Source organism: Pacificoceanicola niger (assembly GCF_048553275.1).
In the GTDB taxonomy this organism is placed as follows: domain Bacteria; phylum Pseudomonadota; class Alphaproteobacteria; order Rhodobacterales; family Rhodobacteraceae; genus Pacificoceanicola.
Genome location: NZ_JBLZMW010000009.1, coordinates 26,105 through 49,294 on the forward strand (window position 1 = coordinate 26,105; position 23,190 = coordinate 49,294).

22 protein-coding genes are annotated in these 23,190 nt (G+C 63.2%); 5 read left to right on the forward strand and 17 right to left on the reverse strand.

Annotation, left to right across the window (positions count from 1 at the left end; translation table 11 throughout):
* Together prmC and ACN2XU_RS12625 are read left to right on the forward strand one after the other, a co-directional pair.
* On the forward strand, positions 1-849 hold the full coding sequence (gene prmC, locus ACN2XU_RS12620) for a peptide chain release factor N(5)-glutamine methyltransferase (RefSeq protein ID WP_419410802.1): 849 nt from the start codon (positions 1-3) through the stop codon (positions 847-849).
* A gap of 208 nt (positions 850-1,057) precedes the next feature.
* On the forward strand, positions 1,058-1,756 hold the full coding sequence (locus tag ACN2XU_RS12625; protein WP_419410803.1) for a DUF4167 domain-containing protein: 699 nt from the start codon (positions 1,058-1,060) through the stop codon (positions 1,754-1,756).
* 63 nt (positions 1,757-1,819) lie between these two features.
* Here ACN2XU_RS12625 and rsmA read toward each other — a convergent pair whose 3' ends face one another.
* The 6 genes from rsmA to lptF are packed head-to-tail and all read right to left on the reverse strand — an operon-like array spanning position 1,820 to position 9,272.
* Positions 1,820-2,662, reverse strand: a complete 843-nt coding sequence (gene rsmA / locus ACN2XU_RS12630) for a 16S rRNA (adenine(1518)-N(6)/adenine(1519)-N(6))-dimethyltransferase RsmA (protein WP_419410804.1) — start codon at positions 2,660-2,662, stop codon at positions 1,820-1,822.
* Positions 2,663-2,718: 56 nt separating this feature from the next.
* Positions 2,719-3,681, reverse strand: coding sequence for a 4-hydroxythreonine-4-phosphate dehydrogenase PdxA (pdxA, locus tag ACN2XU_RS12635; protein ID WP_419410805.1), 963 nt, complete (start codon positions 3,679-3,681; stop codon positions 2,719-2,721).
* On the reverse strand, positions 3,678-4,916 hold the full coding sequence (locus tag ACN2XU_RS12640) for a peptidylprolyl isomerase (protein ID WP_419410806.1): 1,239 nt from the start codon (positions 4,914-4,916) through the stop codon (positions 3,678-3,680). Before ACN2XU_RS12640 ends, pdxA begins: the two co-directional genes overlap by 4 nt.
* Positions 4,904-7,075, reverse strand: coding sequence for an LPS-assembly protein LptD (locus ACN2XU_RS12645; RefSeq protein WP_419410807.1), 2,172 nt, complete (start codon positions 7,073-7,075; stop codon positions 4,904-4,906). The genes ACN2XU_RS12640 and ACN2XU_RS12645 overlap by 13 nt, the downstream gene beginning before the upstream one ends.
* Positions 7,072-8,166, reverse strand: a complete 1,095-nt coding sequence (gene lptG / locus ACN2XU_RS12650; protein ID WP_419410808.1) for an LPS export ABC transporter permease LptG — start codon at positions 8,164-8,166, stop codon at positions 7,072-7,074. Before lptG ends, ACN2XU_RS12645 begins: the two co-directional genes overlap by 4 nt.
* Entirely contained in the window at positions 8,163-9,272 is a 1,110-nt protein-coding gene (gene lptF / locus ACN2XU_RS12655) for an LPS export ABC transporter permease LptF (RefSeq protein ID WP_419410953.1), read from the reverse strand. The genes lptG and lptF overlap by 4 nt, the downstream gene beginning before the upstream one ends.
* Positions 9,273-9,420: 148 nt before the next feature.
* Here lptF and ACN2XU_RS12660 point away from each other — a divergent pair, with 148 nt between their 5' ends.
* Positions 9,421-10,887: a leucyl aminopeptidase gene (locus ACN2XU_RS12660; RefSeq protein WP_419410809.1), complete on the forward strand. Its 1,467-nt coding sequence runs from the start codon at positions 9,421-9,423 to the stop codon at positions 10,885-10,887.
* A 6-nt stretch (positions 10,888-10,893) separates the two neighbouring features.
* Entirely contained in the window at positions 10,894-11,352 is a 459-nt protein-coding gene (locus ACN2XU_RS12665; RefSeq protein ID WP_419410810.1) for a DNA polymerase III subunit chi, read from the forward strand.
* On the opposite strand, the gene ACN2XU_RS12670 is transcribed toward ACN2XU_RS12665, so the two are convergent.
* From ACN2XU_RS12670 to ACN2XU_RS12695, 6 genes are all read right to left on the reverse strand, one after another.
* The gene (locus tag ACN2XU_RS12670; RefSeq protein ID WP_419410811.1) at positions 11,349-11,930 is read right to left on the reverse strand and encodes a retropepsin-like aspartic protease family protein; all 582 of its coding nucleotides are present in this window, start codon (positions 11,928-11,930) and stop codon (positions 11,349-11,351) included. The genes ACN2XU_RS12665 and ACN2XU_RS12670 overlap by 4 nt on opposite strands.
* Positions 11,931-11,984: 54 nt before the next feature.
* Positions 11,985-12,611, reverse strand: a complete 627-nt coding sequence (locus ACN2XU_RS12675; protein WP_419410812.1) for a MarC family protein — start codon at positions 12,609-12,611, stop codon at positions 11,985-11,987.
* A 180-nt stretch (positions 12,612-12,791) separates the two neighbouring features.
* On the reverse strand, positions 12,792-13,841 hold the full coding sequence (locus ACN2XU_RS12680) for a metallophosphoesterase family protein (RefSeq protein WP_419410813.1): 1,050 nt from the start codon (positions 13,839-13,841) through the stop codon (positions 12,792-12,794).
* Between the two features lie 151 nt (positions 13,842-13,992).
* Entirely contained in the window at positions 13,993-15,858 is a 1,866-nt protein-coding gene (locus tag ACN2XU_RS12685) for an ABC-F family ATP-binding cassette domain-containing protein (RefSeq protein WP_419410814.1), read from the reverse strand.
* Positions 15,859-16,106: 248 nt separating this feature from the next.
* Complete coding sequence (locus tag ACN2XU_RS12690) at positions 16,107-17,462, reverse strand: TrkH family potassium uptake protein (RefSeq protein WP_419410815.1); 1,356 nt, start codon at positions 17,460-17,462, stop codon at positions 16,107-16,109.
* Positions 17,462-18,145, reverse strand: coding sequence for a potassium channel family protein (locus ACN2XU_RS12695; protein ID WP_419410816.1), 684 nt, complete (start codon positions 18,143-18,145; stop codon positions 17,462-17,464). Before ACN2XU_RS12695 ends, ACN2XU_RS12690 begins: the two co-directional genes overlap by 1 nt.
* 249 nt (positions 18,146-18,394) lie before the next feature.
* On the opposite strand from ACN2XU_RS12695, the gene ndk reads away from it, so the two are divergent.
* Positions 18,395-18,817, forward strand: a complete 423-nt coding sequence (ndk, locus tag ACN2XU_RS12700) for a nucleoside-diphosphate kinase (protein WP_136440865.1) — start codon at positions 18,395-18,397, stop codon at positions 18,815-18,817.
* A 100-nt stretch (positions 18,818-18,917) separates the two neighbouring features.
* Here the strand turns inward: ndk and ACN2XU_RS12705 are convergent, their stop codons facing one another.
* The 5 genes from ACN2XU_RS12705 to ACN2XU_RS12725 form a co-directional block, all read right to left on the reverse strand.
* Positions 18,918-19,334: a DUF4112 domain-containing protein gene (locus ACN2XU_RS12705; protein ID WP_419410817.1), complete on the reverse strand. Its 417-nt coding sequence runs from the start codon at positions 19,332-19,334 to the stop codon at positions 18,918-18,920.
* Positions 19,335-19,337: 3 nt separating this feature from the next.
* Positions 19,338-19,517 carry a YqaE/Pmp3 family membrane protein gene (locus tag ACN2XU_RS12710; RefSeq protein ID WP_419410818.1) on the reverse strand — a complete coding sequence of 60 codons (180 nt, stop codon included), beginning with the start codon at positions 19,515-19,517 and terminating at the stop codon, positions 19,338-19,340.
* 117 nt (positions 19,518-19,634) lie between these two features.
* Entirely contained in the window at positions 19,635-20,864 is a 1,230-nt protein-coding gene (locus tag ACN2XU_RS12715; protein WP_419410819.1) for a hypothetical protein, read from the reverse strand.
* Positions 20,865-20,926: 62 nt separating this feature from the next.
* A complete protein-coding gene (locus tag ACN2XU_RS12720) occupies positions 20,927-21,925 on the reverse strand; it encodes a hypothetical protein (RefSeq protein WP_419410820.1) in 999 nt (332 codons plus the stop codon).
* A gap of 302 nt (positions 21,926-22,227) precedes the next feature.
* Entirely contained in the window at positions 22,228-23,190 is a 963-nt protein-coding gene (locus tag ACN2XU_RS12725; protein WP_419410821.1) for a glucokinase, read from the reverse strand.

Here is a 23,190-nt window from a genome sequence, read left to right on the forward strand (position 1 = left end):
ATGCGCGGGGCCGAGCTTGTTGCCCGTGGCACGGCCACGCTTTCGGCGGCTGGGGTGCCTGACGCCGGGCGCGATGCGCGGCGGCTTCTGGCGCATGTGCTCAAGGTGCCGCCGGGGCGGTTGACGCTGTTTTTGCCCGAACCGGTCGATCCCGACCTGGAGGAGATCTTCAGCGCGATGATCCAGCGCCGGGCCGCGCGTGTGCCGGTCAGTCATCTGACGGGGCGGCGGCAGTTTTATGGTCGGGACTGGCTGGTCACACCCGATGTGCTGGACCCGCGCCCGGAGACCGAGACCCTGATCGAGGCCGCGCTGGCCGAGCCGTTTGCCTCCGTTCTGGACCTTGGGACCGGGTCGGGCTGCATCCTGCTTACACTCTTGTCAGAGCGCGAGGGAGCGGTGGGTGTCGGCATCGATCTGAGTGACGCAGCGCTCAACGTGGCCTTCTGGAATCGCAATGCGCTGAACCTGGAGGGGCGGGCCGATCTGCGGGCGGGCTGCTGGTGCGCGCCGCTCGATGCCGCGGACAGCTTCGATCTCATCGTCTCCAACCCGCCGTATATCGCGCGGTCCGAAATGGCGGGGCTGGCGCCGGAGGTGCGCGAATATGAACCGCGCATGGCCCTGACCGATGAGGCGGACGGGCTGAGTGCCTATCGCGCGATCTGTGCCTGTGCTCCGGGCCACCTTGAGCCGGGCGGGCGGCTGATCGTCGAGATCGGCCCGACCCAGGGCGCGGATGTGGCTGCGCTGATGGCCGGTGCAGGTTTGCGGGGAATCACCGTGATCACCGACCTCGACGGGCGCGATCGTGTGGTTATCGCGACGCAGGAAGCAAAAACCGGCTGAAAACCGCGTCAAATCGACGGAAAAGCCGGATTTCTCCTTGCTCCATACTGTCCATCCGTGTTTAGAAGTGTGCGTCGAGTGGCTTGATCGCATCCGCCGTGGTCGCGCCCGACATCAAGCCAACATTCAGGTGACCCAATTTTTCCTGGTGCAGGATGCGCCGCAAAGGTCACGAAACAGTCGAAAATCAGGCTGGATAGTCAAAAACATGCGATCTTCCAAATCTCGTTCGCGGAACAAGAACAACCGCAACCGAAACAACAACAACTCTCTTGGCAATGTTGTGAACCGTGTGTTCGACAGCAACGGTCCGGAGGGTAAGGTGCGCGGTACGCCGCAGCAAATCATCGACAAGTACAACCAGCTTGCCCGCGATTCCGCGCTTGGCAATGACCGGGTTGCGACGGAGAACTTCCAGCAGCACGCTGAGCATTACATGCGCCTTTTGAGCGAAGCGCAGAAGGAACAGGACGCCAAGCGCGAGGCACAGGAACGCGAGAACCGCGAGCGCCAGGCGCAGCGCGACCGCGAGCGTGCCGAACGGGAAGCCGCCCAAGGCAACACGCGTGACGAAGACAAGAGCGCGCAGCCAGCCGGTGAAAGCGATGAGCCCGAACAGCGGCCCGTGCGCAAGCGGCGCGAGCCGCGTCAGAACCCGGCAGGCAGCGGCGATCAGCCTGATATCTTTGACGTGCAGAGTGACGACGACGGCCCCGGCCTTGTCGAGACGCCCGAGTCCAAGGCCGATCAGCCGCAGGCCGAGACCAGCGAAGAAAAGCCCAAGCCGAAAAAGCCGCGCGCGCCGCGCAAGCCGCGCGCGAAGAAACCGGCAGAGCCCGCACCGACCGCCGATGGCGAAAGCGCCCCGGCCCCTGCGGCGGACACGCCGTCTGACGCCGCCGAATAAGACACTGTCACCTGGCAAAAAGCCCGGATCCTGGATCCGGGCTTTTTGTTGTGGCTGTGTGTTTCAGACCGTGGCGAGGCTACGCGCCAAGGCGCAGAAGCCCTCCAGCGGGATTTGCTCGGCGCGATCCGTCGGCCTGATCCCGGCGGCGGTCAGATGATCCTCGATTGCTGGCGTCAGCCCCTTGAGAGAGGACCGAAGCATCTTGCGCCGTTGGTTGAAAGCCGTGGCCACCACACGCTCCAGCACCTTCAGATCGGCGGGAAAGCGCGGCTCGGGCAGGGCGGTCAGATGGATCACCGCGCTCGACACCTTGGGCGGCGGGGTGAAGGCTTCCGGCGGCAGGTGCAGGGCAATGCGCGCCTCCGCCCGCCATTGGGTCAGGATCGCGAGGCGTCCATAGGCCTTCGATCCGGGCTGCGCCACGATCCGCTCGGCCACCTCTTTCTGAAACATCAGCGTCAGCGATTGCCAGAACGGCGGCCAGACCTCGGGCGTGAGCCAGCGCAACAGCAGTTCAGTGCCAACATTGTAGGGCAGGTTTGCACAGATCGCGATTGGCGGCGTCAAATGCGCCAGCGGGTCGATCTTGAGCGCATCGCCCTCGATCACCTCCAGCCGTCCGGGATAGGCCGCGCCGATCTGCGCCAGCGCCGGCAGGCAGCGCGAATCCTTCTCGATGGCCAGCACCTTGCGCGCGCCTTCGGCCAGCAGCCCACGGGTCAGCCCGCCGGGTCCCGGCCCAACCTCGATCACATCGGTCTGCGACAGATCCCCGGCGACCCGGGCGATCCGGGATGTCAGGTTCAGATCCAGCAGGAAATTCTGTCCGAGATTTTTCTTGGCCCGAAGCTCATGGGTCGCGATCACCTCGCGCAGGGGCGGCAGTCCGTCGATGGCGCTCATGTCTTCTTCTCTTTGATAAATACTCCGGGGGAGCCGGAGGCGGGGGCAGAGCCCCCTTATACAGCGCCGCCCGCCATGGTCCACGCCATCCGCAGCGCGGCGAGCGTCGAGGATGGATTGGCAAGGCCCTGACCGGCAATGTCGAAGGCGGTGCCATGATCGGGCGAGGTCCGGATGAACGGCAGACCCAGCGTCACGTTCACACCCCGGTCGAAATCCAGCGTCTTGATCGGGATCAGCGCCTGATCGTGATACATGCAGACCGCCACGTCATAGCGGGCGCGGGCGGCGGCGTGGAACATGGTATCGCCTGGCAGTGGGCCGATCAGGTCCATGCCCTCACTGCGCAGACGGTCCAGAACCGGGACGATGACCTCGATCTCCTCGCGGCCCATGCGCCCGCCTTCGCCCGCGTGCGGATTGAGACCGGAGACGGCGATGCGTGGGTTGGCAATGCCGAACTGCGTTTTCAGGGCGGCCTCGGTGATCCGCAGCCGCCGCTCCAGCAGCGCCGGGGTCAGGGCTTGTTTCACCTGTGATAGCGGGATGTGGATGGTCACCGGCACGACGCGGAGCTGTTCGGAGGCGAGCATCATCACCACCTCTTCCGCGCCTGCCAGATGCTGCAGAAATTCGGTGTGTCCGGGGTGGATGAACCCGGCCCCCTCGGCCAGCGCCTGCTTGTGGATGGGCAGGGTACAAAGCGCGGAGGCCCGTCCAGCCATCACGTCCGCAACGCCGCGTTCGATTGAGGCGATCACCCCCGCAGCCTGGTGCGGCTGCGCCGTGCCGGCCACGCGCGGCCCGTCAAAGCGCAGCGGCATCACCGGCAGCGCACCCTCCGGCAGCGCGGCAGGGGTGTCGATCACCGCATGGGGCACCGTGCCCGGAAGATGCGCGGGATCACCGATCCAGTAGAACGGCACTGTCCCGCGCGTCTCGCGCCAGCAGGCTTCGATCAGTTCCGGACCGATCCCGGCTGGCTCGCCACAGCTGACGGCGATTGGGGCGGGGCTCATTTTTCGATGATGCGGGCGTCGGCGCGGAGCTGCGCAAGGTAGCCTTCGGCAAGCGAGCCAATCCGGCGATTGCGCAGGCCGATGGTGAATTCCTGACGGTCCACGTCTTCGGTGATCGCATTGGTGCGCCCGCACAGCATCAGGAAAACCAGCGTCTGCCCGTTCGCACGGGTCAGCGCGGTAGACACCTCACCGGGATCGAGCTTGGACAGCTCATAGGCGATATCGGTCGGAATGTCCTTCGGCGGCAGTGTGCCCCGCTCCAGAACCTCCGGCGCCTGACCTTTGGCCACACCATACAGGTCGTCACAGCGATCGACGCGCCCTTCGAGAACGCGGGCGCGGGCCAGCGTGTCCTCGGAGCGTCCACCCGGCATGTAGTAGGCAGCGTAATCCACGGCGGCGATCTCTGGCGCGCTGTAGCCCGTCTCTTCGATATCGCGCAGCTGGAACAGAGCGATGGCGTTGGGCAGCGGCAGAGGTTGAGTGACCTCGCCGGGCTTCAGGTTAAGTACCAGCGGTTGCAGCACCGGCGGCAGTTCCTTGATGTCGCGCCACGGCAGACGGCCACCGCTGCCGCGCGAGGGCGTGGCGGAGTAGCGGCGCGCCTCGGCGGAGAAGGCCGAGGTCGAGGTCAGCTGAGAGATCCGCGCGGCACGGGCGCGCACCGCTTCTTGCTCTGCAGGCTGCATCGGCATGATGATCTCAGAGAGCAGGACCCGCACACTGCTGCTGCCGCCCCCGGCAGCCAGCGCGCGATCCACCTCGGCATCGGAGACAGAGGCACGCCCGGCGAAGCGTGCACCCGCCACCATGCGCCACGCCACACCGGCCCTGACGAAATCGCGGAAGGTCTGGGCGGATACGCCGTTGGATTCCAGCACCTTGATGAATTCATCCCGTGTCAGATCGGCGCGTCCGGCAAATTCGGACATGCCGTCGAGCACATCCTCGGGCGAGGGCACGAGGCCGATTTCCGCCGCCGATTGCAGCCGTAGCCGGTCGTCGATGAGCTGCTCGCGCGCCAGTTTCTGCAGATCGCCGGGCGCATTAAGCAGGCGCAGCATTTCGGCACGCTGCTGCAGCTCGTAGCCGGTCACAACCGCGTCGTTGACGATGATCGCAGGCTGGAACAGCCCCTGCGCCATCCCTTGCCCCGGCGCCAGGGTCAACGGCAGCGCCGCGAGGGTTGCGACAGTGGCCGCGCGGGCGAACAGGCGGGTCAGTACTTGCATGTGCGTCGATACTCCTTGGCGCTGTCGCTGGTGCCAAATCCCGTCAGCGCGACAGTCAAATCGAAATCCGTACTCGGTTCGAGCGTGGTAGAGGATGCATACTTGCGCTGCACCCCGAAATCCACCTGAACGCATTCATTGCGGTATTGCAGGCCGACCCCCACACGGTCAAGGTTCCGTCCTGCCAGATCATAACGCCACTCGGTGGAGCCGGTCCAGTGGCGGCTCATCCGGTAGCTGCCATCGAAACTCCATTCCGATTGGGCGCTGGCGCGGTCTTCTGCCGGGTCGGTCACCAGAAGCAGGTAGGATGCGCCAAGATCCATGCGCTCATTGGTCCAGCCCGCGCGCGCCTCGGCCTTGGAAAAGCGGAACGTGTCGTCCAGCAGGCCGCGCGCCACGAGGCTCAGCCCGGAGGCATTGGCAAAACGGCCCGCGAGCAGCCAGTCGCTTTGCGTTCCCTCGAGCCCGGAGGAGCGGGTGAATTCAGGATCGGCAGTTTCGCGCCAGACCCGGCCAAGCGTGAACGCCGCGGCCCAGCCCGCAGGCGCCTCGTGCATCCAGCGCAGCCCGGCGGCGATTGTGCGGCCATGTTCATGGCGGTCGGCGGCGGGAAAGCGCGAGAGGCTGAGCAGGTTGGCCTCGTCCAATTCCACACGGCTGCTTTCGTCGTTGGGATTGCCCGGACGCGCGCCCCCGACCCAGCCGAATTGCACGATCGGCTCGATCAGAGTCCGGCCCCCGGCGGCGCCCTGCTTCTGAAACGGCCAGCGCAGGTCTATTGCGACGCCGGGTGTTGCCCGGGTGACGTCCGCGGCGGAGGTGATGTCCTGCCGGATGGCATAGCGGTCCAGCCACAGATGGGTGGATACCCCGGCGCGAATGCCTCCGGCCAGCGTCCAACGCCGCAGCCAGTTGGCCTCTGCGTTGAGGCGGAATACGTCGCGCCCGTCCACATCGGTGTCTGCATCCGCACTGTCGAAGGGGATGGAGCTATAGCGGTAATGGCCATGCGCTTCGGCCGAAAGCCGCAACTCACCGCCCAGAACGGGGGGATATTTTCGCTGTTCCATGCGCGCAAAACCGATGATCGTTGGCTGCGTGTCGTTGTCTTCGGAGGTGCGCAGGGATTCGTAATGTACCAGCCCGGCTTCGATGAATTCGTCCCGCCGCACCCGTGTCAGGGTCAGCGTACTGTCGAGACGGTCAGCGCCGCTGATGCCATAATCATTGAGATAGGCCGCGTCCGAGGTGGTCTTGAGATCGAAATTCAGTTTGAAATCGCGCTTCAGATCGAAGTTGCCTTCGGCGAACAGATAACCGCGCGCCTGATCCGGCAGCAGCCTGTCGCCGGTCAGCGCACCGTTGACCAGAAGATCGCCATTGCGGAAGGCACGGCGATACCGGAATTCCAGGGTTCGGGTATCCGGCGACAGATAGGGCGTCAGGGTGATGTCCTGATGATCGCCGATCGGAATGAAATAAGGCAGTTTGATCCCCAGACCGAGCAGCGAGGTGCTGCGCAGGGAGGGGATGAGAAAGCCACGCGCGCGCTTCAGCGTCGGATCGGGCAGGCGCATGCGCGGCAGGTAGAAGATCGGCACGTCCAGAACACGCAATTGGGCATTGTCGAAATAAAGCTGCCGCTCCTGTTGATCGTGGATCACGCGCGTCGCGCGGATTTGCCAGAGGGGGGCGCTGTCATCGCCGCAGACCTGACAGGAGGTCACGGCGACCTTTGACAATTGCGTATACCGGCCCTCGACGCGCCGGGCCTCGACCGAGGCCAGTTGCAGCTGCTGATCCATGATCATGCGCGCGCTGCGCAGCAGCCCGTTGCGCAGGCCCTGATCCATTTCCGCGTAATCCGCGAGCAGGATATTGCCCGCCGCGTCGGTGATGCGGATCGGGCCCTCGATGCTAAGGCTGTCGGAGGTCTTGGAGTAGGTGATGCGCGTGGCGGTCAGGCGCACCCCGTCGTGCAGCGCCTCGACATTGCCGGTGGCGATCAGAAGGTCTTCGTTTTCGACAAAGACCTCATCGGCGATGAGCAGCGCCGGAGGATTGTCGGCGGACTCTGCCTCAGCTTGCTGGGCGAGTGTGGGCAGCGGCAGCGTCAGTCCGAGAAACAGGACCAAGATATGGAGTATGCGAGTCATCCATCCTCCATATGCAGTATCAGACCCAGGGCAAGCAAGACCGATGCCACCGGCGGCACCCAAGCTGCCATCGCCGGTGAGATCTGGCCGTTCTCTCCGAGGATCTGCGCGAAGTTGCGCACGTAATAGAGCCCAAAGCCCAGAAGAACAGCCGAAAGCACCGAAATGCCGGTGCGCCCCAGGCGCGTGGGCCGCATGGTAAAGGCCGCGCCAACGAGCATCATGGCGATCAGGAACACGGGCCGGGCCAGCTCCATGTTGAGCCAGACCACATGGCGCCGGGCGGAAAAACCGGCCTCTTCGAGATCGGAGATAAACGCCGGAAGATCCCAGATCGCGATGGCCGAGGGTTTGCCGAAGCGGTCGCGGATGCTTTCGCGGGTGAGGGTGGAGGGGATACGCAGCGTCTCATGCATCTTTGCGCCGGATTCCGGCGTCAACCCTGCCGCCAGGGGCCAGGCCTTGGCGTTCGTCAGCACCCATTCCGCCTCGCCCAGCTCCGCCTGTTCCGCAACCACGCGCTGCGCCGGGCCGCTGTCTGGCGCGTAGATCACAAAGCTGACGTCATAGAGCACCGTCGCTTCAGCGTTGGCGCTGGCGGCGCGGATCACGGATTGGCCCAGCGGGCCGCCCTGCCGGAGCCATAGCCCCTCCGCGCCGATGGAGAGCGCGGCGGCGCCGCCGTTTTCATAGGTCTCGCGCAGATCGGCATAGCGTTTCGATGTCGCCGCAACCACCGGGTTCAGCATCGCGACAGTCAGCCCGCCGATGATCAGCGCCACGGTCACCGGCGCAAGCAGGGCGGTCAGGCCGGAGCGCCCCGCCGCGCGGGCCACCACCAGTTCCGAAGAGCGCGCAAGCCCAAGAAACAGCGCCACGGTCGACAGGATCATCACCAGCGGCAGGATCTGGTACAGCCCCTCCGGAAGCTTCAGCGCCACCAGTTGCAACAGCTGTCCCAGGCTGGGATCGCCGTCGATGCGGCGCATCTCGTCCATCAGGTCCACGAACCCCTGAAACAACGCGAAGACCGCGAGAATCGACAGGAAGAGCCAGAGAAAGCGGCGCGCAAAGTAGTAATGCAGGGTCATGGCGCCACCTCCTGCGCAGCGCCTCGGCGGGGTCGGTAGGGGCGGCTGGCGCTCCACAGCAGCAGCCAGACGATGATCGCCCCGACGACGCTTGGCAGGTAGACCAGCGGCCAGAGCCGGGGATCGGCCCGCACCGGATCGGTGACGCCGCTCTCCACCAGTTTGACCACAACCAACAGGAAAATCGCCCCGACGATCTGTTTCGTCACGCCAAAGCGCGAATACCCGCCGACCATCAACCCGGCATAGCCGATCAGCGCCGCGACGACACTCAGCAGCGGATTCTGAAAGCGCATATGCGCCGCTTCGAGGACCTCGCCGGGATCCTCGCCCGCCTCCTCGGCGACGGCCTGCGTGCGCGTCAACAACTCCCATGTGGGAATGAAATTGACTTTGCGCCGTCCCACGCCGGATTGGGTGACGAGTGCAGAGACGTCATAGGTCAGATCTGAGAAGTTGGTGGTCGACAGGCGATTGGTCTCAAGGTCCAGCGTCTGGGCCAGACCGGTGAGCATGACCAGCTTCGGCCCTTCGTCATCGCGCAGAATATACGCTTTTTCAGCGGTATAGCTGACATCCCGCCCGGCTTGCCTCCGGTCCGAGAGCAGCACGTCGTTCAGCTCTCCGGTCTCGGTGATTTCGCGGATGAAAAAGGTCACGCCCTTGGAGGGGTGCAGGAAAACGCCCTCGCGCAGCAGCCGCGCAGTCAGAGAGCCGGAAATCTCGCGCTCGCGCAGGCGCAGCTGCTCAAGCGAGGCTGGCACAAGAACATGGGTCAGCATCGCCATCATCGCGGCGATCAGAATGCCAAACACCAGCACCGGCCGCGCCAGTCGCCAGGGCGAAAAGCCCACCGATTGAACGACCGTCAGTTCAGATTCGCTCGACAGCCGGTTGGTCACGTAAACCGCAGCGGCGAAGGCCGCCATAGGCAGCACCAGCGCGATCACAGACGGCAGGGAAAGCGCTGAAAACTCAAGGAAAACCCCGGCAGAATGGCCATCCGCAATGAGCCTGTCGAAAAGCACCACGGCGCGGTTGACCCAATAGACCGAGACAAGCACGAGGGCGAAGAATCCGAAAAGCACCATCAATTGCGACAGCATATAGCGGTCGAATCTTTGCACGTTGCGCCCCCGGACACTTGATCTTGTGGCAGAACCCTAGCGGATCGGCGGTTTGGGGGAAAGCTGACTCTGGCCTTTGGACGCGCGGAGGGCTACCTCTTGGCGGAAAGCCACTCAGGAGAGCACCATGACGCAGCTGCGCAAGATCACCTTTGCCGAAACGAACCTCGATGCCCTCGACGGCGTGCAAGGGGCTGTCGGGGTCTTGATCAACGCGGCTGGCACGCTGAACCCAAGCGCCCGGCGGGTCAACCGTCTGACCAAGGGGGCGGTGGCGCGGGCAATCGAAAGCACCGCGTGGGAAAGTCTGCCCCAGGGTGAGGCCATGGTGCTGTCGATGCCCGTCGGGTTGCAGGCGGAGGCGGTGGTGCTGATCAAGCTGGAGCGCAAACCCGGTGTGGCCGAGGCGCGCAAGGCCGGCGCCTCGCTGGCCAAGGCGGTTGGGTCCAAGGCGGTCACGCTGCTGGCCGAAGGCACGGGCCGTCCGGCCGACATCGCGCTTGGGCTTGCGCTGCGTGGCTACAAGTTCAGCGAATACCTCAGCGACAAGGGCGAGGCGCCCGGCGATGCGGTGGTCTGGGTCAAGGATCCCGGCGCCGAGGCCAAGGCGGTGAGCGATGCGCTGGCCGTGGCGGAGGGGGTTTTCTTTACCCGCGATCTGGTCTCCGAGCCGGCCAATATCCTGGGAACAGTCGAATTTGCCAATCGGCTGCAGGGTTTGCGCGATCTTGGAGTCGAGGTCGATGTCCTCGAAGAGGACAAGCTGGCCGAGCTTGGCATGGGCGCGCTGCTGGCCGTCGGGCAGGGCAGCGTCAGCCCATCGAAGGTGGTGGTCATGCGCTGGAACGGCGGGACCGGCGCGCCGCTGGCGCTTGTCGGGAAGGGCGTCGTGTTTGACACCGGCGGCATCAGCATCAAGCCTGCCGCTGGCATGGAAGACATGACCATGGACATGGGCGGCGCGGGCGTTGTCTCGGGTGTAATGAAGACGCTGGCCCTGCGCGGGGCCAAGGCCAATGTCGTGGGACTTGTCGGGCTGGTGGAGAACATGCCGGATGGCAAGGCGATGCGCCCCGGCGATATCGTCAAATCCATGCGCGGCGTGTCGATCGAGGTGGTCAACACCGACGCGGAGGGGCGGCTGGTTCTGGCCGATGTGCTGTGGCACACGCAGGAGGCGGAAAAGCCCGCCGCGATCATTGATCTGGCAACGTTGACCGGCGCCTGCGTGATTGCCTTGGGCCATGAAAACGCCGGGGTTTTCTCCAATGACGACGGGTTTGCCGGGCAGTTCATGAAGGCAGCCGAGGCCGAGGGCGAAGGCGCGTGGCGCCTGCCGTTGGGCAAGGGATATGACGAGCAGATCAAGACCTTGAAGGCCGACATCAAGAACACCGGCGGGCGTCCGGCCGGGGCGAGCACCGCTGCGGTGTTCCTGCAGCGGTTCATCGCCGAGGACATGCCGTGGATTCACCTCGATATTGCCGGGGTGGCGCAGGTCGGCAAGGAGACGCCATTTGCGCCCAAGGGGGCGACGGGCTGGGGTGTCATGGCGCTCGACCGATTGGTGCGTGACCAGTTCGAGAAGAGCTAAGCCCTTATGGGTGCGGCCTATTTCTATCACCTGACCCGGCGTCCGATGGACGAAACCTTGTCCGTGCTTCTCGAAAAGTCGCTCGGCGCCGGTTGGCGCGTCCTGGTGCGCGGTGTTGAGCCGGATCGGATGGACTGGCTCGATCAAAAGCTCTGGCAGGGGGCGGAGGACAGTTTTCTGCCACATGGGCTTGCCGGTGGGCCGCATGACGCGCTGCAGCCGATTTTGTTGACATATCAAAAGGATATGGCCAACACGCCGCAATGCCTGATGTCCGTCGACGGGGCGCTGGTGGCGCCCGAGGAGGTGCAGGCGCTGGAGCGGGTCTGTGTGCTGTTCGATGGGCACGACACGGAGGCGGTGCACATCGCACGCGAGCAATGGCGGAGCCTGACCGGGGCCGGATGCAAGGCGCAATATTGGTCCGAGGAAAGCGGGCGCTGGGAAAAAAAGGCCGAGGCCTAGCGCTCAAGCACCAGCCTGCCGTTGGCAATTTCGATGCGGGAGAAACGCTGAAGGTAGCTCATACCAAGCAAGGACGTGTCCATTTCTCCAGCGTTCACAAAGGCCTGTACGTTACGGTCCGTGATCGGGCCAAGGGTCATCTGCTCAAGCCGGACCGGCGCGGTGCGCACCGCGCCGTTGGCCGTCATGGCCTGCGAATAAAACGCCAGATCCGCCTCATTGATGCCAACGCGGCGGGCATCGTCTCCTGTCAGGACAATGCCGGACGCGCCGGTGTCGACGACAAAACGGGTGTTCACGCCGTTGATGCCGAGAGTGACATAGTAATGTCCATCGGCCTGCAAGGGCAGTTCGATCCGGTTCTGATCTTCAAAGATCGCCTGACGCGGCTGCACCGTCTGGCGAATGTCGCTCCAAAGGCCAATCGCGGCGATCACGCCGAGGAAGATCAGCACCCATGCCGCCATCTGCTTCATTTTCGTGCCGAGGCTGTCGCGGTTTTCCACAAAGAGCCACAGGAGCAAGGCCCCCGCAAGCAGGGCGAGATAGAGAAAACGGCCGGTTTGCCAGCTGTCCATGTGACTGTCCTTACCAGATCATCTGTCAAGACTTAGGCAATGTGCCGGGCGATTTCACCCCGCGCCCCCCGCAAAACCGAAATCGCGCAGACCGTCGAGCACGAATTGCACCGAGAGCGCGGCCAGCAGCATACCAAGCAAACGCGTGACGACGGTGATGCCGGTCTTGCCCAGGGCGCGTTCGATGACACCTGCAGAGAGAAACAAAACCAAGGCGATAGAGATCACCACGGCCATCACGCCAAGCACCGAAAGCTTGCCCATGACGTCATCCGCCTGTCCGGTGAGCAGGATGATCGTCGCGATGGCTCCGGGCCCGGCGAGCAGGGGGATGGCGATGGGAAAGACGGAAGGGTCGGGGAAATCCTCCGTCTCGGTCTGGTCCTCGCGGCGTTTGGTGCGGCGCTCGAAGAGCATGTCGAGCGCCGTCAGAAACAGCAAAATGCCGCCGGCAATGCGGAAGGCGGGCATGGAAATGCCGATGAAGCCAAGCAGACCCTCGCCAAGAAAAGAGAACAGAGTCAGTAAGATACAGGCAATAACACAGGAACGGATCGCAACGCCGCGCCGGTGCTGTGCATCGGTTCCGGCAGTCAGTGCAATGAACAGCGGGGTCAGACCGATGGGATCGATCACCACGAAAAGGGTCACAAATGACGTGATGAGAAAAGCGCTGTCCATGGGACTTGGCTAGCGGTTAACCCCGGAGCTGTCCAGCCAGTGCGTGCCCCGGCATCGGGACGGGAGCCGAGCATCAGCTGCGCGCGCCGGGTTTTGGATCAATCGCGTGTGCGGCTTGTATCCGGATCCGGGCTCGACGCCTCTTGCGCTGGCAAAGCGGTGTGACGGTCGGTCACTCCCTCAGTTTTGCGAATTCCAGGGATAGTGAAAGCGGTCGAGCACATCGCCGGGCGCGTGACTGCCGTCCGTGCTTGCTCCGACGGTAAAGGCGCCGCGGATCTCGCGCGCATTTGCATCCAGGGTGAGCGTGACAGCGCCATAGACCTTGTTGCTGCCAGCCTGCCACGTGGCGCCATTGCCATATCGGCCAAGGTGCGAGGTCCCGACGCCGCCGGTGCCGATGACAAGCACCGGGTAATCCGGCGCGGTCATGCGCTGATAGGTGTGCGAGTGACCGGCGATCACCAGATCGGGCTTGCGACCCGTCGCCGTGATCGCCTCTTCGAGACAGTCACGGATCGCGCTGTTGTCGGTTCCGTCAAAACAGTAGGGCGCGTAGTGCGTGGCGACGATCAGCGCCTTGTTCGGGTCCGCGGCCTTCATCTGTGCACAGAACCACGCGCGCTGTTGCCAGTCGATGTTGTTGGACACCGTGGCGAGGCCGATGATCGTGGCGACGGGGGTTTGCAATGTGAAGTAGAACCACGGCAGATTCATCGCCGGGCGGGTGCCGGGCGCGATCCTCAATTCGGAGGCATTGAAATTCTCTGCAAAGGAGGCGAGGCGATCGCCGTAGTAGTCGTGATTGCCGGGAATGGCGAGGATGGCGTTGCCGTAGCCCCGGTAAGGCTGGTAGAATTCTTCTTCGTAAAGGTGTTCATTTCCAGAGGGATAGATCACATCCCCAAGATGGAAGCAGAAGCAGGGGTTGTCCGGTTGACCGGCCTTGGCGGTGCACTCGGCCTCCATTTGTTCGGCCACGGACAGGCGGGTGTCGGCATCGCCGTTGTGGTGATCGTCAGTGCCGGAATCGCCGAATGTGTGAAAGGCCATGATGCCGCTGTTGTGGATGCTCTCTATCTGTGCGGCGGTCAGGATCTGGGCGACGTCATAATCCGTGTCCAGATTGCCCGGCGCGGCGGGCACCACGGATCCGGGACGCGGCCCGGCATGAAAAGAGCTTCCATTGAAGGTGTTGAAGCGCGTTGTTGATGTAATGGGTGAAGTCATTGAGAAAAACCCTTGATTCCTAGGTGAAATGCCCGCGCCACAGGGGCGGGTGTGCAATCAGGGCGCGTTCGGAAAAGCCGAATTCACCCGCAGGTTAAAGTGACGCTGCGGGTGCGGTCGGTCAAGGCAAATAGGCCGTTCGGTGCGCGGCTCAGGTCGTCTCGGCGGCGTCGAGTTTCTCCAGCGCGGCCTCCCAGAGCCCCTCGGCGCGGCGCAGACCGTCCATCACCTCGGCGTATTTCTTGTTCCAGGTTTCAAGCTCGTGCTTGCGCGCAGTCTCGTAAAGGGCCGGATCTGCCAGCTTTTTGGCCAGTTTTTCGCGCATATCCTCGATCTTGGTCACGCGCTCTTCGCACTTGCGGGCTTCTGCGCGCAGTTCGAGGATTTGATCGCGGGAGGGGCGCTTGGGCTTGGCAGCCTCGGCTTTTTCCCGGGCCTTCTCGGACTTCGGGGCACTCTCTCGAGCGAGGAGCATGGCGCGATAGGCGTCCAGATCATCCTCATAGGGTTTGACCGTGCTGTTCGACACGAGCCAGAGCCGGTCTGCAACCATGGAGAGCAGGTGCATGTCGTGGCTGACGAGGATGACGGCGCCGGAATACGCCGTAAGCGCCTCCACCAGCGCCTCGCGCGATTCGATGTCGAGGTGGTTGGTCGGCTCGTCGAGAATGAGCATATGCGGCGCGTCGAGCGTGGCGAGCAGCAGCGACAGGCGGGCTTTCTGCCCCCCGGAGAGGCGCCCGACCTCGGTTTCTGCCTGTGCCGCCATGAGGCCGAACCCGGCGAGCTGCGCGCGCAGTTTCGCCGGGGTTTGCCCGGGGCGTTCGCGCTGCAGGTGCTGCAGAGGTGTCTCATCGAGATGCAGCTCATCGACCTGATGCTGGGCGAAATAGCCGATGCGCAGTTTCGACGAGCGGTTCATCTTGCCGGCCATGAGCGGCAGGCGGTCGGAGAGCAATTTCGACAGCGTGGATTTGCCCTGGCCGTTTTTGCCGAGCAGGGCAATGCGGTCGTCCTGATCGATGCGCAGGTTGAGATTGCGCAGAACCACGGTTTCGCCGTAGCCGGTCGAGCCGCCTTCGATATTGATGATCGGCGGCGAAAGTTCGTCCGGCTGGGGGAAGTTGAACACGCGCTTGGCTGCCTCTTCCGGGGCCGTGATCATGTCCATGCGCTCGATCATCTTGAGGCGTGATTGCGCCTGCTTGGCCTTGGAGGCCTTGGCGCGGAAGCGGTCTACAAAGGATTGCAGATGCTGACGGCGCTGGTCCTGCTTCTTGGCCATGGCGGCGGCCTGCGCGCGCTTCTCGGCGCGCTGCTTGGCAAAGCCGTCATAGGGCACACCGTAGTAGGTCAGCTGTTTGTCCTCAAGGTGCAGGATAGAGTTCACGGCCCGGTTCAGCAAGCCACGGTCGTGGCTGATCACGATGACCGTATGGGGGTATTTCTGCAGGTAGGATTCGAGCCAGAGCGCGCCTTCGAGATCGAGATAGTTGGTCGGCTCGTCGAGCAGGAGCAGGTCCGGCTCGGCAAACAGCACACCGGCGAGGGCGACGCGCATGCGCCAGCCCCCGGAAAAGGCGGAGCAGGGCATGAGCTGCTGCTCTGGATCGAAGCCCAAGCCGCGCAGAATGGTGGCGGCGCGCGCCTCTGCGGACCAGGCGTCAATGTCGGCCAGCCGGGTCTGGACCTCGGCGATGCGAGCGCTGTCCGTGGCGGTCTCGGCCTCCGCCATGAGCGCGTGGCGCTCCTTGTCCGCTTCCAGTACGGTGTCGATCAGCGAGGTCTCGGTTCCGGCCACCTCTTGCGCGACACCACCGATGTTGGCACGGCTGGGCAGGGAGATGTCGCCGTTGTCGAGCGTCAGCTCACCCTTGATCAGACGGAAAAGCGTGGTTTTGCCCGCGCCATTGGGACCGACAAGGCCAACCTTGTGGCCATCGGGAATGGTGGCGGAGGCGCCCTCGAACAAAGGGCGGCCTTCGACCGAATAAGAGATATCCTGAATGCGTAACATGGATCAGGCAGGTGGCAGAGCGCCAGAGGCTTGTCAATGTGAGGAAAGCGGGATGCGGACAAAGGGCGCAAGGCTGCGCCAAATTCGCGCCGCGCCAGGCGTCTTTGGTCTCAAAATACCTCGGGGAGTCCGCAGGACGGGGCGGAGCCCCAAGAAAAATTTTGTTCCGGCAAAATTTCCTCGCGCGCGCAGCGCGCGCCGGTCGGATCGCATGGGCCCCGAAGGAGCGCCAATGCGATCCGAAACCCTTAGCCGAGATACACCTCGCCGCGCGGGTAGCGCACACGCGGCATGCTGCGCGTGGCAAGGAAAAAGCCCAGCGTCAGCGGGCCGACCCGGCCGAGGAACATGATCAGGGTGATCACCGCCATGCCCAGGCCGTCGAGATGCTGTGTTGCGCCACGGCTTAGGCCGACAGTGCCAAAAGCGGAGGTTACTTCGAAGGCGAGGTCGAGGAATTCGGAGTCATGCGAAATCGAGATGACGAACATTCCGGTCAGCACGGTCAGCAGGCTGATCGTGGTCAGCGCCATGACCTTCATCACCTCGTCGACGCCAAGGCTGCGCCCGAAAATGTGCAGCTCTTCGCGGCGCCGGAAAAACGCGACGGTTCCGAGCAGAAGCACAATCAGCGTGGTCACCTTGATGCCGCCCGCCGTCGAGGTGCTGCCGCCGCCGACCAGCATCAGCAGCATCGTCATCAGCGCTGTACTGTCGTGCATCGCGCCATAGTCGAGCGTGTTGAATCCCGCGGTGCGCGGCGTGACGGCCTGGAACCAGCTTGCCCAGAGCCTGCTCTGCGCATCGGGCAATGCGCCGAGGGTGTTCGGATTGCTCCATTCCAGCGCCGCGAACATCACGAAGGCGAAGCAGATCAGCGAGAGCGTGCCCGCGATCATCAGTTTGGAGTGCAGCGCCAGCCCTTGCCAGCGCCGGGTCTGGTAGACGTCCCCGACGACGATGAAGCCAAGCCCGCCGAGGATGAACAGCAGCGGGATCGTCACGTTGATGACCGGATCGCCGGCATAGCGCGTCAGGCTGTCAGGATAGAGCGCAAAGCCGGCGTTGTTGAAGGCGGAGATGCTGTGGAAGATAGCGTGCCACAGCCCCTGTACCAATCCGTGTTCCGGCACGAAGACGATGGCCAGAAGCGCCGCGCCAATGCCTTCGCAGACCAGTGCGACCCGCATGATCAGCCGCGCGATGATGGCAAGGCCGGCGGTCGAGGGGTGGCCCATTTCCTCGCGCAGGATCAGCCGTTGCGGCATGCCCACGGGGATGCCGAGGGCGGAGAGCAGCATGACGGCAAAGGTCATGAGCCCCAGCCCGCCCAGCTGGATCAGCAGCGCGATGACGATCTGACCGAAGAGCGTGAAATCCGAGCCGGTGTCCACCACGGCCAGGCCGGTGACCGTGACCGCAGAGACCGAGGTGAAGAATGCGGCGCCTGCGGAGACATTGCCGTGATGGGAAATCGGAAGCCAGAGCAGGCCCGCGCCGACGAGGATGCAGGCGGCATAAAGCAGGGTCAGCACCGCCGGGGGAGGCAATGTGCCGAACCATCGGCGCAGGCGTGCAAGGCGGCTTTTCGGTTTGGCCGCCATTACAGGCTCGATGCGAAATGGCGCAGGTCCGAGCGTTTGCCGAGCAAGATGAGCAGGTCATCGGCGGCGAGGGTGCAGTTGTTCGAGCCATCCCCGATCCACTCCGTGCCACGCATCACGCCGATGCAGCGCAGGTTGTGATCCGTGCCATAAGGCACCTCCTGCAGCGCCTTGCCTTCGAGCGATTCGGGGATCTTGAAATTCACGACGTGATAGCCGTTTCCAAGGCTGACATAATCGCGCACCAGCGGGTTGTGCAGCATCTGGGCGATGTGTTGGCCCATTTCCACCTCCGGGTGGACCACCCGATCGACCTTCAGCTTCGACAGGATGCGGTGGTGGGTCTTGGTCGTGGCCTTGGCCCAGACCACCGGCACGCCGATGGTCTTCAGGTTTATGGCGGCGAGGATGCTGGCTTCGAGGTCGGAGCCCATGGCGACCAGCGCCACATCACATTCCGCGACGCCAGCCTCGCGCAGGGCGGCATCGTCGCGGGCATCGACGATCAGCGCCTGGCTGATCTCCTCGGCGCATTGGCTGACCCGTTCGGGGCGCGTGTCGAGGCCGATGACATGGTTGCCGAAGCGTGTGAGTTCCTGGGCGACGGAGTAGCCGAAATTGCCAAGGCCGATCACGACAAACGTGCTGCGCTTGTCGCTGGATTTCTTCTTCGAACCGAACATGGATGCTCCCGGTCGTTGTCAGGCAGGGCCTTGCGTGGGCGGAATGTTGTTCGCCGCAGCCAGCTTGTCAATGCGGCTGGCGTGCCGAAGGGCGTCTCCGCGCGGTGTCCGATCCCCGGCCATTCGCCGCACATGGGAGGCCGTCGCGGCATCGCGGGGCTTTTCAATCGCTGCGGCCCATGCTACCGCCGCCCGCAATGAATATGCCCCGGACACGGTGTCCGTGGCGCTTTACCGATGGAGCATGACATGGCCCTTGAGCGCACTTTTTCGATCATCAAGCCCGACGCAACCCGCCGCAACCTGACCGGCAAGATCAACGCCAAATTCGAGGACGCGGGTCTGCGCATCGTCGCACAAAAGCGCATCCACCTGACCAAGGCGCAGGCCGGTGAGTTTTATGCCGTCCACAAAGAGCGCCCCTTCTATGATGAGCTGTGCGAGTTCATGGCCTCCGCTCCGATCGTCGCGCAGGTTCTCGAAGGCGAGAACGCGATCACGAAGAACCGCGAAGTGATGGGCGCCACCAACCCGGCCGATGCCGCGGCGGGCACCATCCGCGCCGAGTTTGCCGAATCCGTTGGCGAGAACTCCGTGCACGGCTCCGACGCACCGGAAACCGCCGCTGTCGAGATCGCCTACTTCTTCTCCGGCCTGGAACTGGTTGGCTAAGCCACACGGCTTGCCGAAAACGCGAAAAAGCGCCCTGCGGGGCGCTTTTTTATGACCTGAATGGCGTCTGCCGCGGTCGGGGCAACAGGCCGGGCGTCTTTTATGCCGGCAGCGGTGTGCGCGCGGCAAGGGACGGATCGCTTGCGGGACGCGGCTGCGCGTCCGTGGACAAGGCGTTCTCCACATGCGCGCGCAACAGCGCGGCATTGCGCAGGTTTGCCTTGAACCCGACGTCAAAGAGATCACCGATCAGCGGCACAAGGCCGATAAGCCAGTCCGCGCCGATGTTCACGAGCATGCGCCCCTGCAGATGCCCCGGCACGTCGCAGTCCCGGGCCAGCTTTACGATGTAAAGCGAGGGCGCGACGGCGAGTGCGTCACCAACACCCGGCACGAGGCCGATGATGCTGTCGAGGCCAAAGGTGATGCGGGTGAAGGGCACACGCAGCGCCGAATCCATGCGTTTCGCAATAGACTCGGCGCGGGCCACCCGGTCCAGATGGGGATGCGCAGCCATGGGTCAGACCTTCTCCGGCTCGTAGCCAGTGCGGGCGATGATCCAGATCGCGTGCACGATACCGGGGATGTAGCCCAGAAGGGTCAGCAGAATGTTCAGCCAGAAATGCTTGCCGAGGCCAACCTGAAGGAAGACACCGAGCGGCGGAAGAATGACAGCAAATATGATGCGGATAAGGTCCATGAGAGAACTCCTTTCATCGCGTTCAGTTGAAAGTAGAACGCCGCATTCGGGCAAATGGTTCCCGATGCGGCGTCACTGACCCGGCTGTCTCGCGTCTCTGGCTGCACGCGCTTCGGTCTATTTTTCGAGAAGCAGGGCCTCCAGGGCTGCGAGGCGCGCTTCCATTTTCGCGGTCTTCGAGAGAAGCGCGGCGTCCTGCGCTTCGAGCGCCTTGTTGCGCGCTTCCAGCGCGGCGTTTTTCTCATTGAGCTGGGCGATGAAAAGATGCGCCTTCTCCAGCTCGTTGAGTATGCCGCCGGTCATGGCGGTGAGGTTGAAGGGGCCGTCTTCGGGCGTTGGCCCGACATTGGGCAGGTGCTTGTTCGCCTTCATCATGGCCGCCTGCTCGGCAATGGTCGGCAGGGGATAATCCTCGTCGAACACCCGGTCACACCCGGCGGCGCAGGACCCGGCGGTAAAGAGCTGGCCCGGAATCGTCAGATCGCCATCCGCCGTCAGGGTCATCTCTGGCCCGTCCGCGACCGCATCGGTGATGATGAACCGATTGGGCGCGTTGTTCTCATGCACGAAATACCAGGTCGTGCCTGCATCCGTGTTGTCGAGCGTGAAATAAGAGCCGCCATTGTTGATCATGGTGAGCATGCCGCGCACGCCGGGGGTGCCGCTGTTGTTTACAACCCGGACGCCCTGATTGTCGTCGGTCCCGGCACTGTCGCTGCGGATGTCCAGAGGTGCGAGGGGCGAAGAGGTGCCCATGCCGACCTTGCCATCGTTGTCGATGTCAATCGACGAGCTCGGCGCCCCGGGACGCACCTGGAACGGCAGCGTGCGACCCCCCGTAACGTCATACAAGTAAAAGCCCGAGTTATTGCCCCGCATCTCCCAACTGTAGGGCGTGCCATAGTTGTCCTCGAGCCTGATCCGCGGCTCGCCGTAAAGCCCGTAGTCCCTGATGTGGATACTGGCCTGCGGGATGGTCGTGCCCATCCCGATCGACCCGGTGTCCGAGATGAACATCGCATAATCCGGCGCGTCTTCCTGGATCACGAAGGGGTAGTCGGCATTGGTTTCGTTCTTGATCGAAAAGCCGTTGGACACGCCCGAGGCGGTGTCATCCACCGACAGTGTCCATGTGCTGTCGCCTGACGAGGTGTCGTTGAATTGCACTTCCGGGATGGTGCCTTTGATCTTGATATCCGAGGCGCCAAAGCTTTCTCCATCGGTGCATTCGAAGCCGCCGACGCAGATATTGCCGGTGGTTATGATATCGTCGTTGAATAGCTGATCGGCCAGCGCAGGTGTCCCCAGTATCAAACCTATCGTAGTGGTCAGGGCAAAAGCTCTCATTGGATTGTCTCCTTTGCACGCTTTACGCTTTGCCGCACTTAAGCGCGGTCTCGCCAATCAAGTCAGTCTGCCTGTTCCAGCGCTTCAAGCCGTGCGGCCATTGCGGCAATCTGCGCTGCTTGCGCCTCGTTTTCCCCATGCAGCTCGGCAATATAAAGATGCGCCTTTTCCAGCTCATTGAGCATCCCGCCGGTCATCGCTGTGATGTTGAACGGTCCATCCTCTGGCGTCGGGCCGACATTGGGAAGATGTTTGTTGGCCCTCATCAAGGCTGCTTGTTCTGCGATCGTGGGCAGCGGGTAATCCTCATCGAACACCCGGTCACACCCGGCGGCGCAGGACCCGGCGGTATAAAGCTCGCCCATCAAGGTCATGTCACCGCTCCGTGTCAGGGCCATTTGCAGACCGCCGTCCGAATGGTTCACCATGAACCGCCCTTGCGTGTTGTTTTCGTGGACAAAGTACCATTCGTTGTCGGTGACGGTATTGGCCAGGGTGAAGTAAGAGCCGCCCTCGTTTACCATGCGGAACATCTCGCGCACGCCTTGTCCGGAGGCCTCTGTATTTTCGACTTTTATGGCGGCGGTGCCATCATCACGGGTGACGTGCAGGGCGGTATCCGCAGCTTGAGTGCCCATACCAACGTTGCCAGTGTGATACACTGAGAGAGAATAGCTTGGGGCGTTTTGGTAGATGCTGAAGGGAACTTGGCCAGACGTATAGTCTCTTAAATTGAAGGAGCCGCCGGTCGCGATGACTTCCCAGATCCGACCCCCTGCGCCCCCCGGTTCCATGCGCAAAGCCACGGTGTTTGGATCGGCCATATGTAAATTGGTCTGCGGGATCGCGGTTCCCATACCAATTTTCCCATCCGATGCCATGACGAAGGATGCCGGTGGTGCCCCGCCCATGATCTGGAAAGGAATGGTGTTGGTGCCGCCATCCTCGATCGCAAAGTAATCGAACAGGCCGCCGGGATCGTTGAACTGAAGCGCCCAATCGCGATCGCCCGGGGAGGTTCCCGACGTGTCAGACACGTCAATCCTCGGGGTGTCAGACATGATCAGAAGATTAGTATCCTTTAAATCCGGTATACCTTCGCAAGGGGCGCCAAAACAGCCCGAGCCGAAAACGTAAGCGCTCCCAGTTGTTACACTGTCGTCTTCGATGACCTGTTGGGATTGGGCGGGGTATGCCGAAAGGCCAAACGCAATAAGGCAGATGGTGCGAGGCAGCGGAAATCGGATAGGCATGAGAACCCCTTTTTAAAATACAAAAATTGCCGGTCAAAAAATCAACCGAATTAAGAATGATCCAAGCCAAGCTGTCGCTTGACCTTGGGTGAGTCAATGATTTTCAAGGTTTACGTGGCGAGACGCTCGGCGAGATGGCTCGCGCAGCCGGTCAACGCCGCGTAATCATCATCCACCAGATGCACGGGGAATTGCGTCATGTAAGGGCCGAACCGCCCCTTGTCCGCAAAGGCCTCGGCAAAGCCAAGGCGCAGCAGGTGGGGTCCGAAATGGCGCACGACGCCGCCGACAAGGTAGACCCCGCCGAAAGGCAGTGCAATGAGCGCCTGATCGCCGGCATATCGACCCATGAACCGGACAAAGAGCTTCGCCGTGTGCGTGGCGCGGGGATCGCCGTTTTCAAAGGCCTTCATGATGGCGCTGGCGTCGAGCGCGGGGCTCTCGTCGCCAGCCTCATGGCAGAGAAATGCGTAAATGCGTTCAAAGCCGCGCCCGGAGAGCACGTCTTCGATGCCCGGCGTGCCGTGTTTGGCCGCGACCCAGTCTTTGAGCCGCAGCTCCTCCTCGGTTTGCACCGGCATCGCGATATGGCCTGCTTCCGCGGGGGTGACGATGGTGCGCCCGTCGAGGCGGTACACCGGCGCGACGTTGAGGCCGGTGCCGACATTCACCACAAGCCGCGTTGCCTCCGGATCTGCCGGGCGCCCGGGCAGGACCGGCCGCTGCGAGCCTGCATCGAGATGCGCCACCGCAAAGCCCTGTGCCTGCATGTCGTTGAGCACCGACACCGTATGCGCGCCGGTGGTCTCCGCTATGGCATCGGCAGCAATGGTCCAGCTGAGGTTGGTCATCTGGCCGACGCCGTTCTTGACCGGACCAGCCATGTCGACACAGACCGCCTCCGGGCGGCTGTCGGAACCGGACAGGAAGTCGCGCAGAATCTGTTCGATGCCCTGCTGATCGGCGTTGCGGTAGCGCTTGATGGTATGCATCTGCACCGTTGTGCCGCGGGCAAACGCCACGCGGGTGTTGGTTCCGCCAATATCGGCCACGACCGCAAGGGGGTCAGTCAT

Bases quoted from the DNA above. Each gene is read 5' to 3' on its own strand.
- ACN2XU_RS12710 (WP_419410818.1), bottom strand. From the start codon at position 19,517: ATGGACCTTATCCGCATCATATTTGCTGTCATTCTTCCGCCGCTCGGT.
- ACN2XU_RS12715 (WP_419410819.1), bottom strand. From the start codon at position 20,864: ATGAGAGCTTTTGCCCTGACCACTACGATAGGTTTGATACTGGGGACA.
- ACN2XU_RS12680 (WP_419410813.1), bottom strand. From the start codon at position 13,841: ATGACTTCACCCATTACATCAACAACGCGCTTCAACACCTTCAATGGA.
- ACN2XU_RS12705 (WP_419410817.1), bottom strand. From the start codon at position 19,334: ATGGCTGCGCATCCCCATCTGGACCGGGTGGCCCGCGCCGAGTCTATT.
- ACN2XU_RS12695 (WP_419410816.1), bottom strand. From the start codon at position 18,145: ATGTTCGGTTCGAAGAAGAAATCCAGCGACAAGCGCAGCACGTTTGTC.
- ACN2XU_RS12675 (WP_419410812.1), bottom strand. From the start codon at position 12,611: ATGGACAGCGCTTTTCTCATCACGTCATTTGTGACCCTTTTCGTGGTG.
- lptG (WP_419410808.1), bottom strand. From the start codon at position 8,166: ATGACCCTGCATTACTACTTTGCGCGCCGCTTTCTCTGGCTCTTCCTG.
- ACN2XU_RS12720 (WP_419410820.1), bottom strand. From the start codon at position 21,925: ATGTCTGACACCCCGAGGATTGACGTGTCTGACACGTCGGGAACCTCC.
- ACN2XU_RS12725 (WP_419410821.1), bottom strand. From the start codon at position 23,190: ATGACTGACCCCCTTGCGGTCGTGGCCGATATTGGCGGAACCAACACC.
- ACN2XU_RS12625 (WP_419410803.1), top strand. From the start codon at position 1,058: ATGCGATCTTCCAAATCTCGTTCGCGGAACAAGAACAACCGCAACCGA.
- ACN2XU_RS12690 (WP_419410815.1), bottom strand. From the start codon at position 17,462: ATGGCGGCCAAACCGAAAAGCCGCCTTGCACGCCTGCGCCGATGGTTC.
- pdxA (WP_419410805.1), bottom strand. From the start codon at position 3,681: ATGAGCCCCGCCCCAATCGCCGTCAGCTGTGGCGAGCCAGCCGGGATC.
- ACN2XU_RS12670 (WP_419410811.1), bottom strand. From the start codon at position 11,930: ATGGACAGCTGGCAAACCGGCCGTTTTCTCTATCTCGCCCTGCTTGCG.
- ACN2XU_RS12685 (WP_419410814.1), bottom strand. From the start codon at position 15,858: ATGTTACGCATTCAGGATATCTCTTATTCGGTCGAAGGCCGCCCTTTG.
- rsmA (WP_419410804.1), bottom strand. From the start codon at position 2,662: ATGAGCGCCATCGACGGACTGCCGCCCCTGCGCGAGGTGATCGCGACC.
- prmC (WP_419410802.1), top strand. From the start codon at position 1: ATGCGCGGGGCCGAGCTTGTTGCCCGTGGCACGGCCACGCTTTCGGCG.
- ACN2XU_RS12660 (WP_419410809.1), top strand. From the start codon at position 9,421: ATGACGCAGCTGCGCAAGATCACCTTTGCCGAAACGAACCTCGATGCC.
- ACN2XU_RS12645 (WP_419410807.1), bottom strand. From the start codon at position 7,075: ATGACTCGCATACTCCATATCTTGGTCCTGTTTCTCGGACTGACGCTG.
- ACN2XU_RS12640 (WP_419410806.1), bottom strand. From the start codon at position 4,916: ATGCAAGTACTGACCCGCCTGTTCGCCCGCGCGGCCACTGTCGCAACC.
- ACN2XU_RS12665 (WP_419410810.1), top strand. From the start codon at position 10,894: ATGGGTGCGGCCTATTTCTATCACCTGACCCGGCGTCCGATGGACGAA.
- lptF (WP_419410953.1), bottom strand. From the start codon at position 9,272: ATGCTGTCGCAATTGATGGTGCTTTTCGGATTCTTCGCCCTCGTGCTT.
- ndk (WP_136440865.1), top strand. From the start codon at position 18,395: ATGGCCCTTGAGCGCACTTTTTCGATCATCAAGCCCGACGCAACCCGC.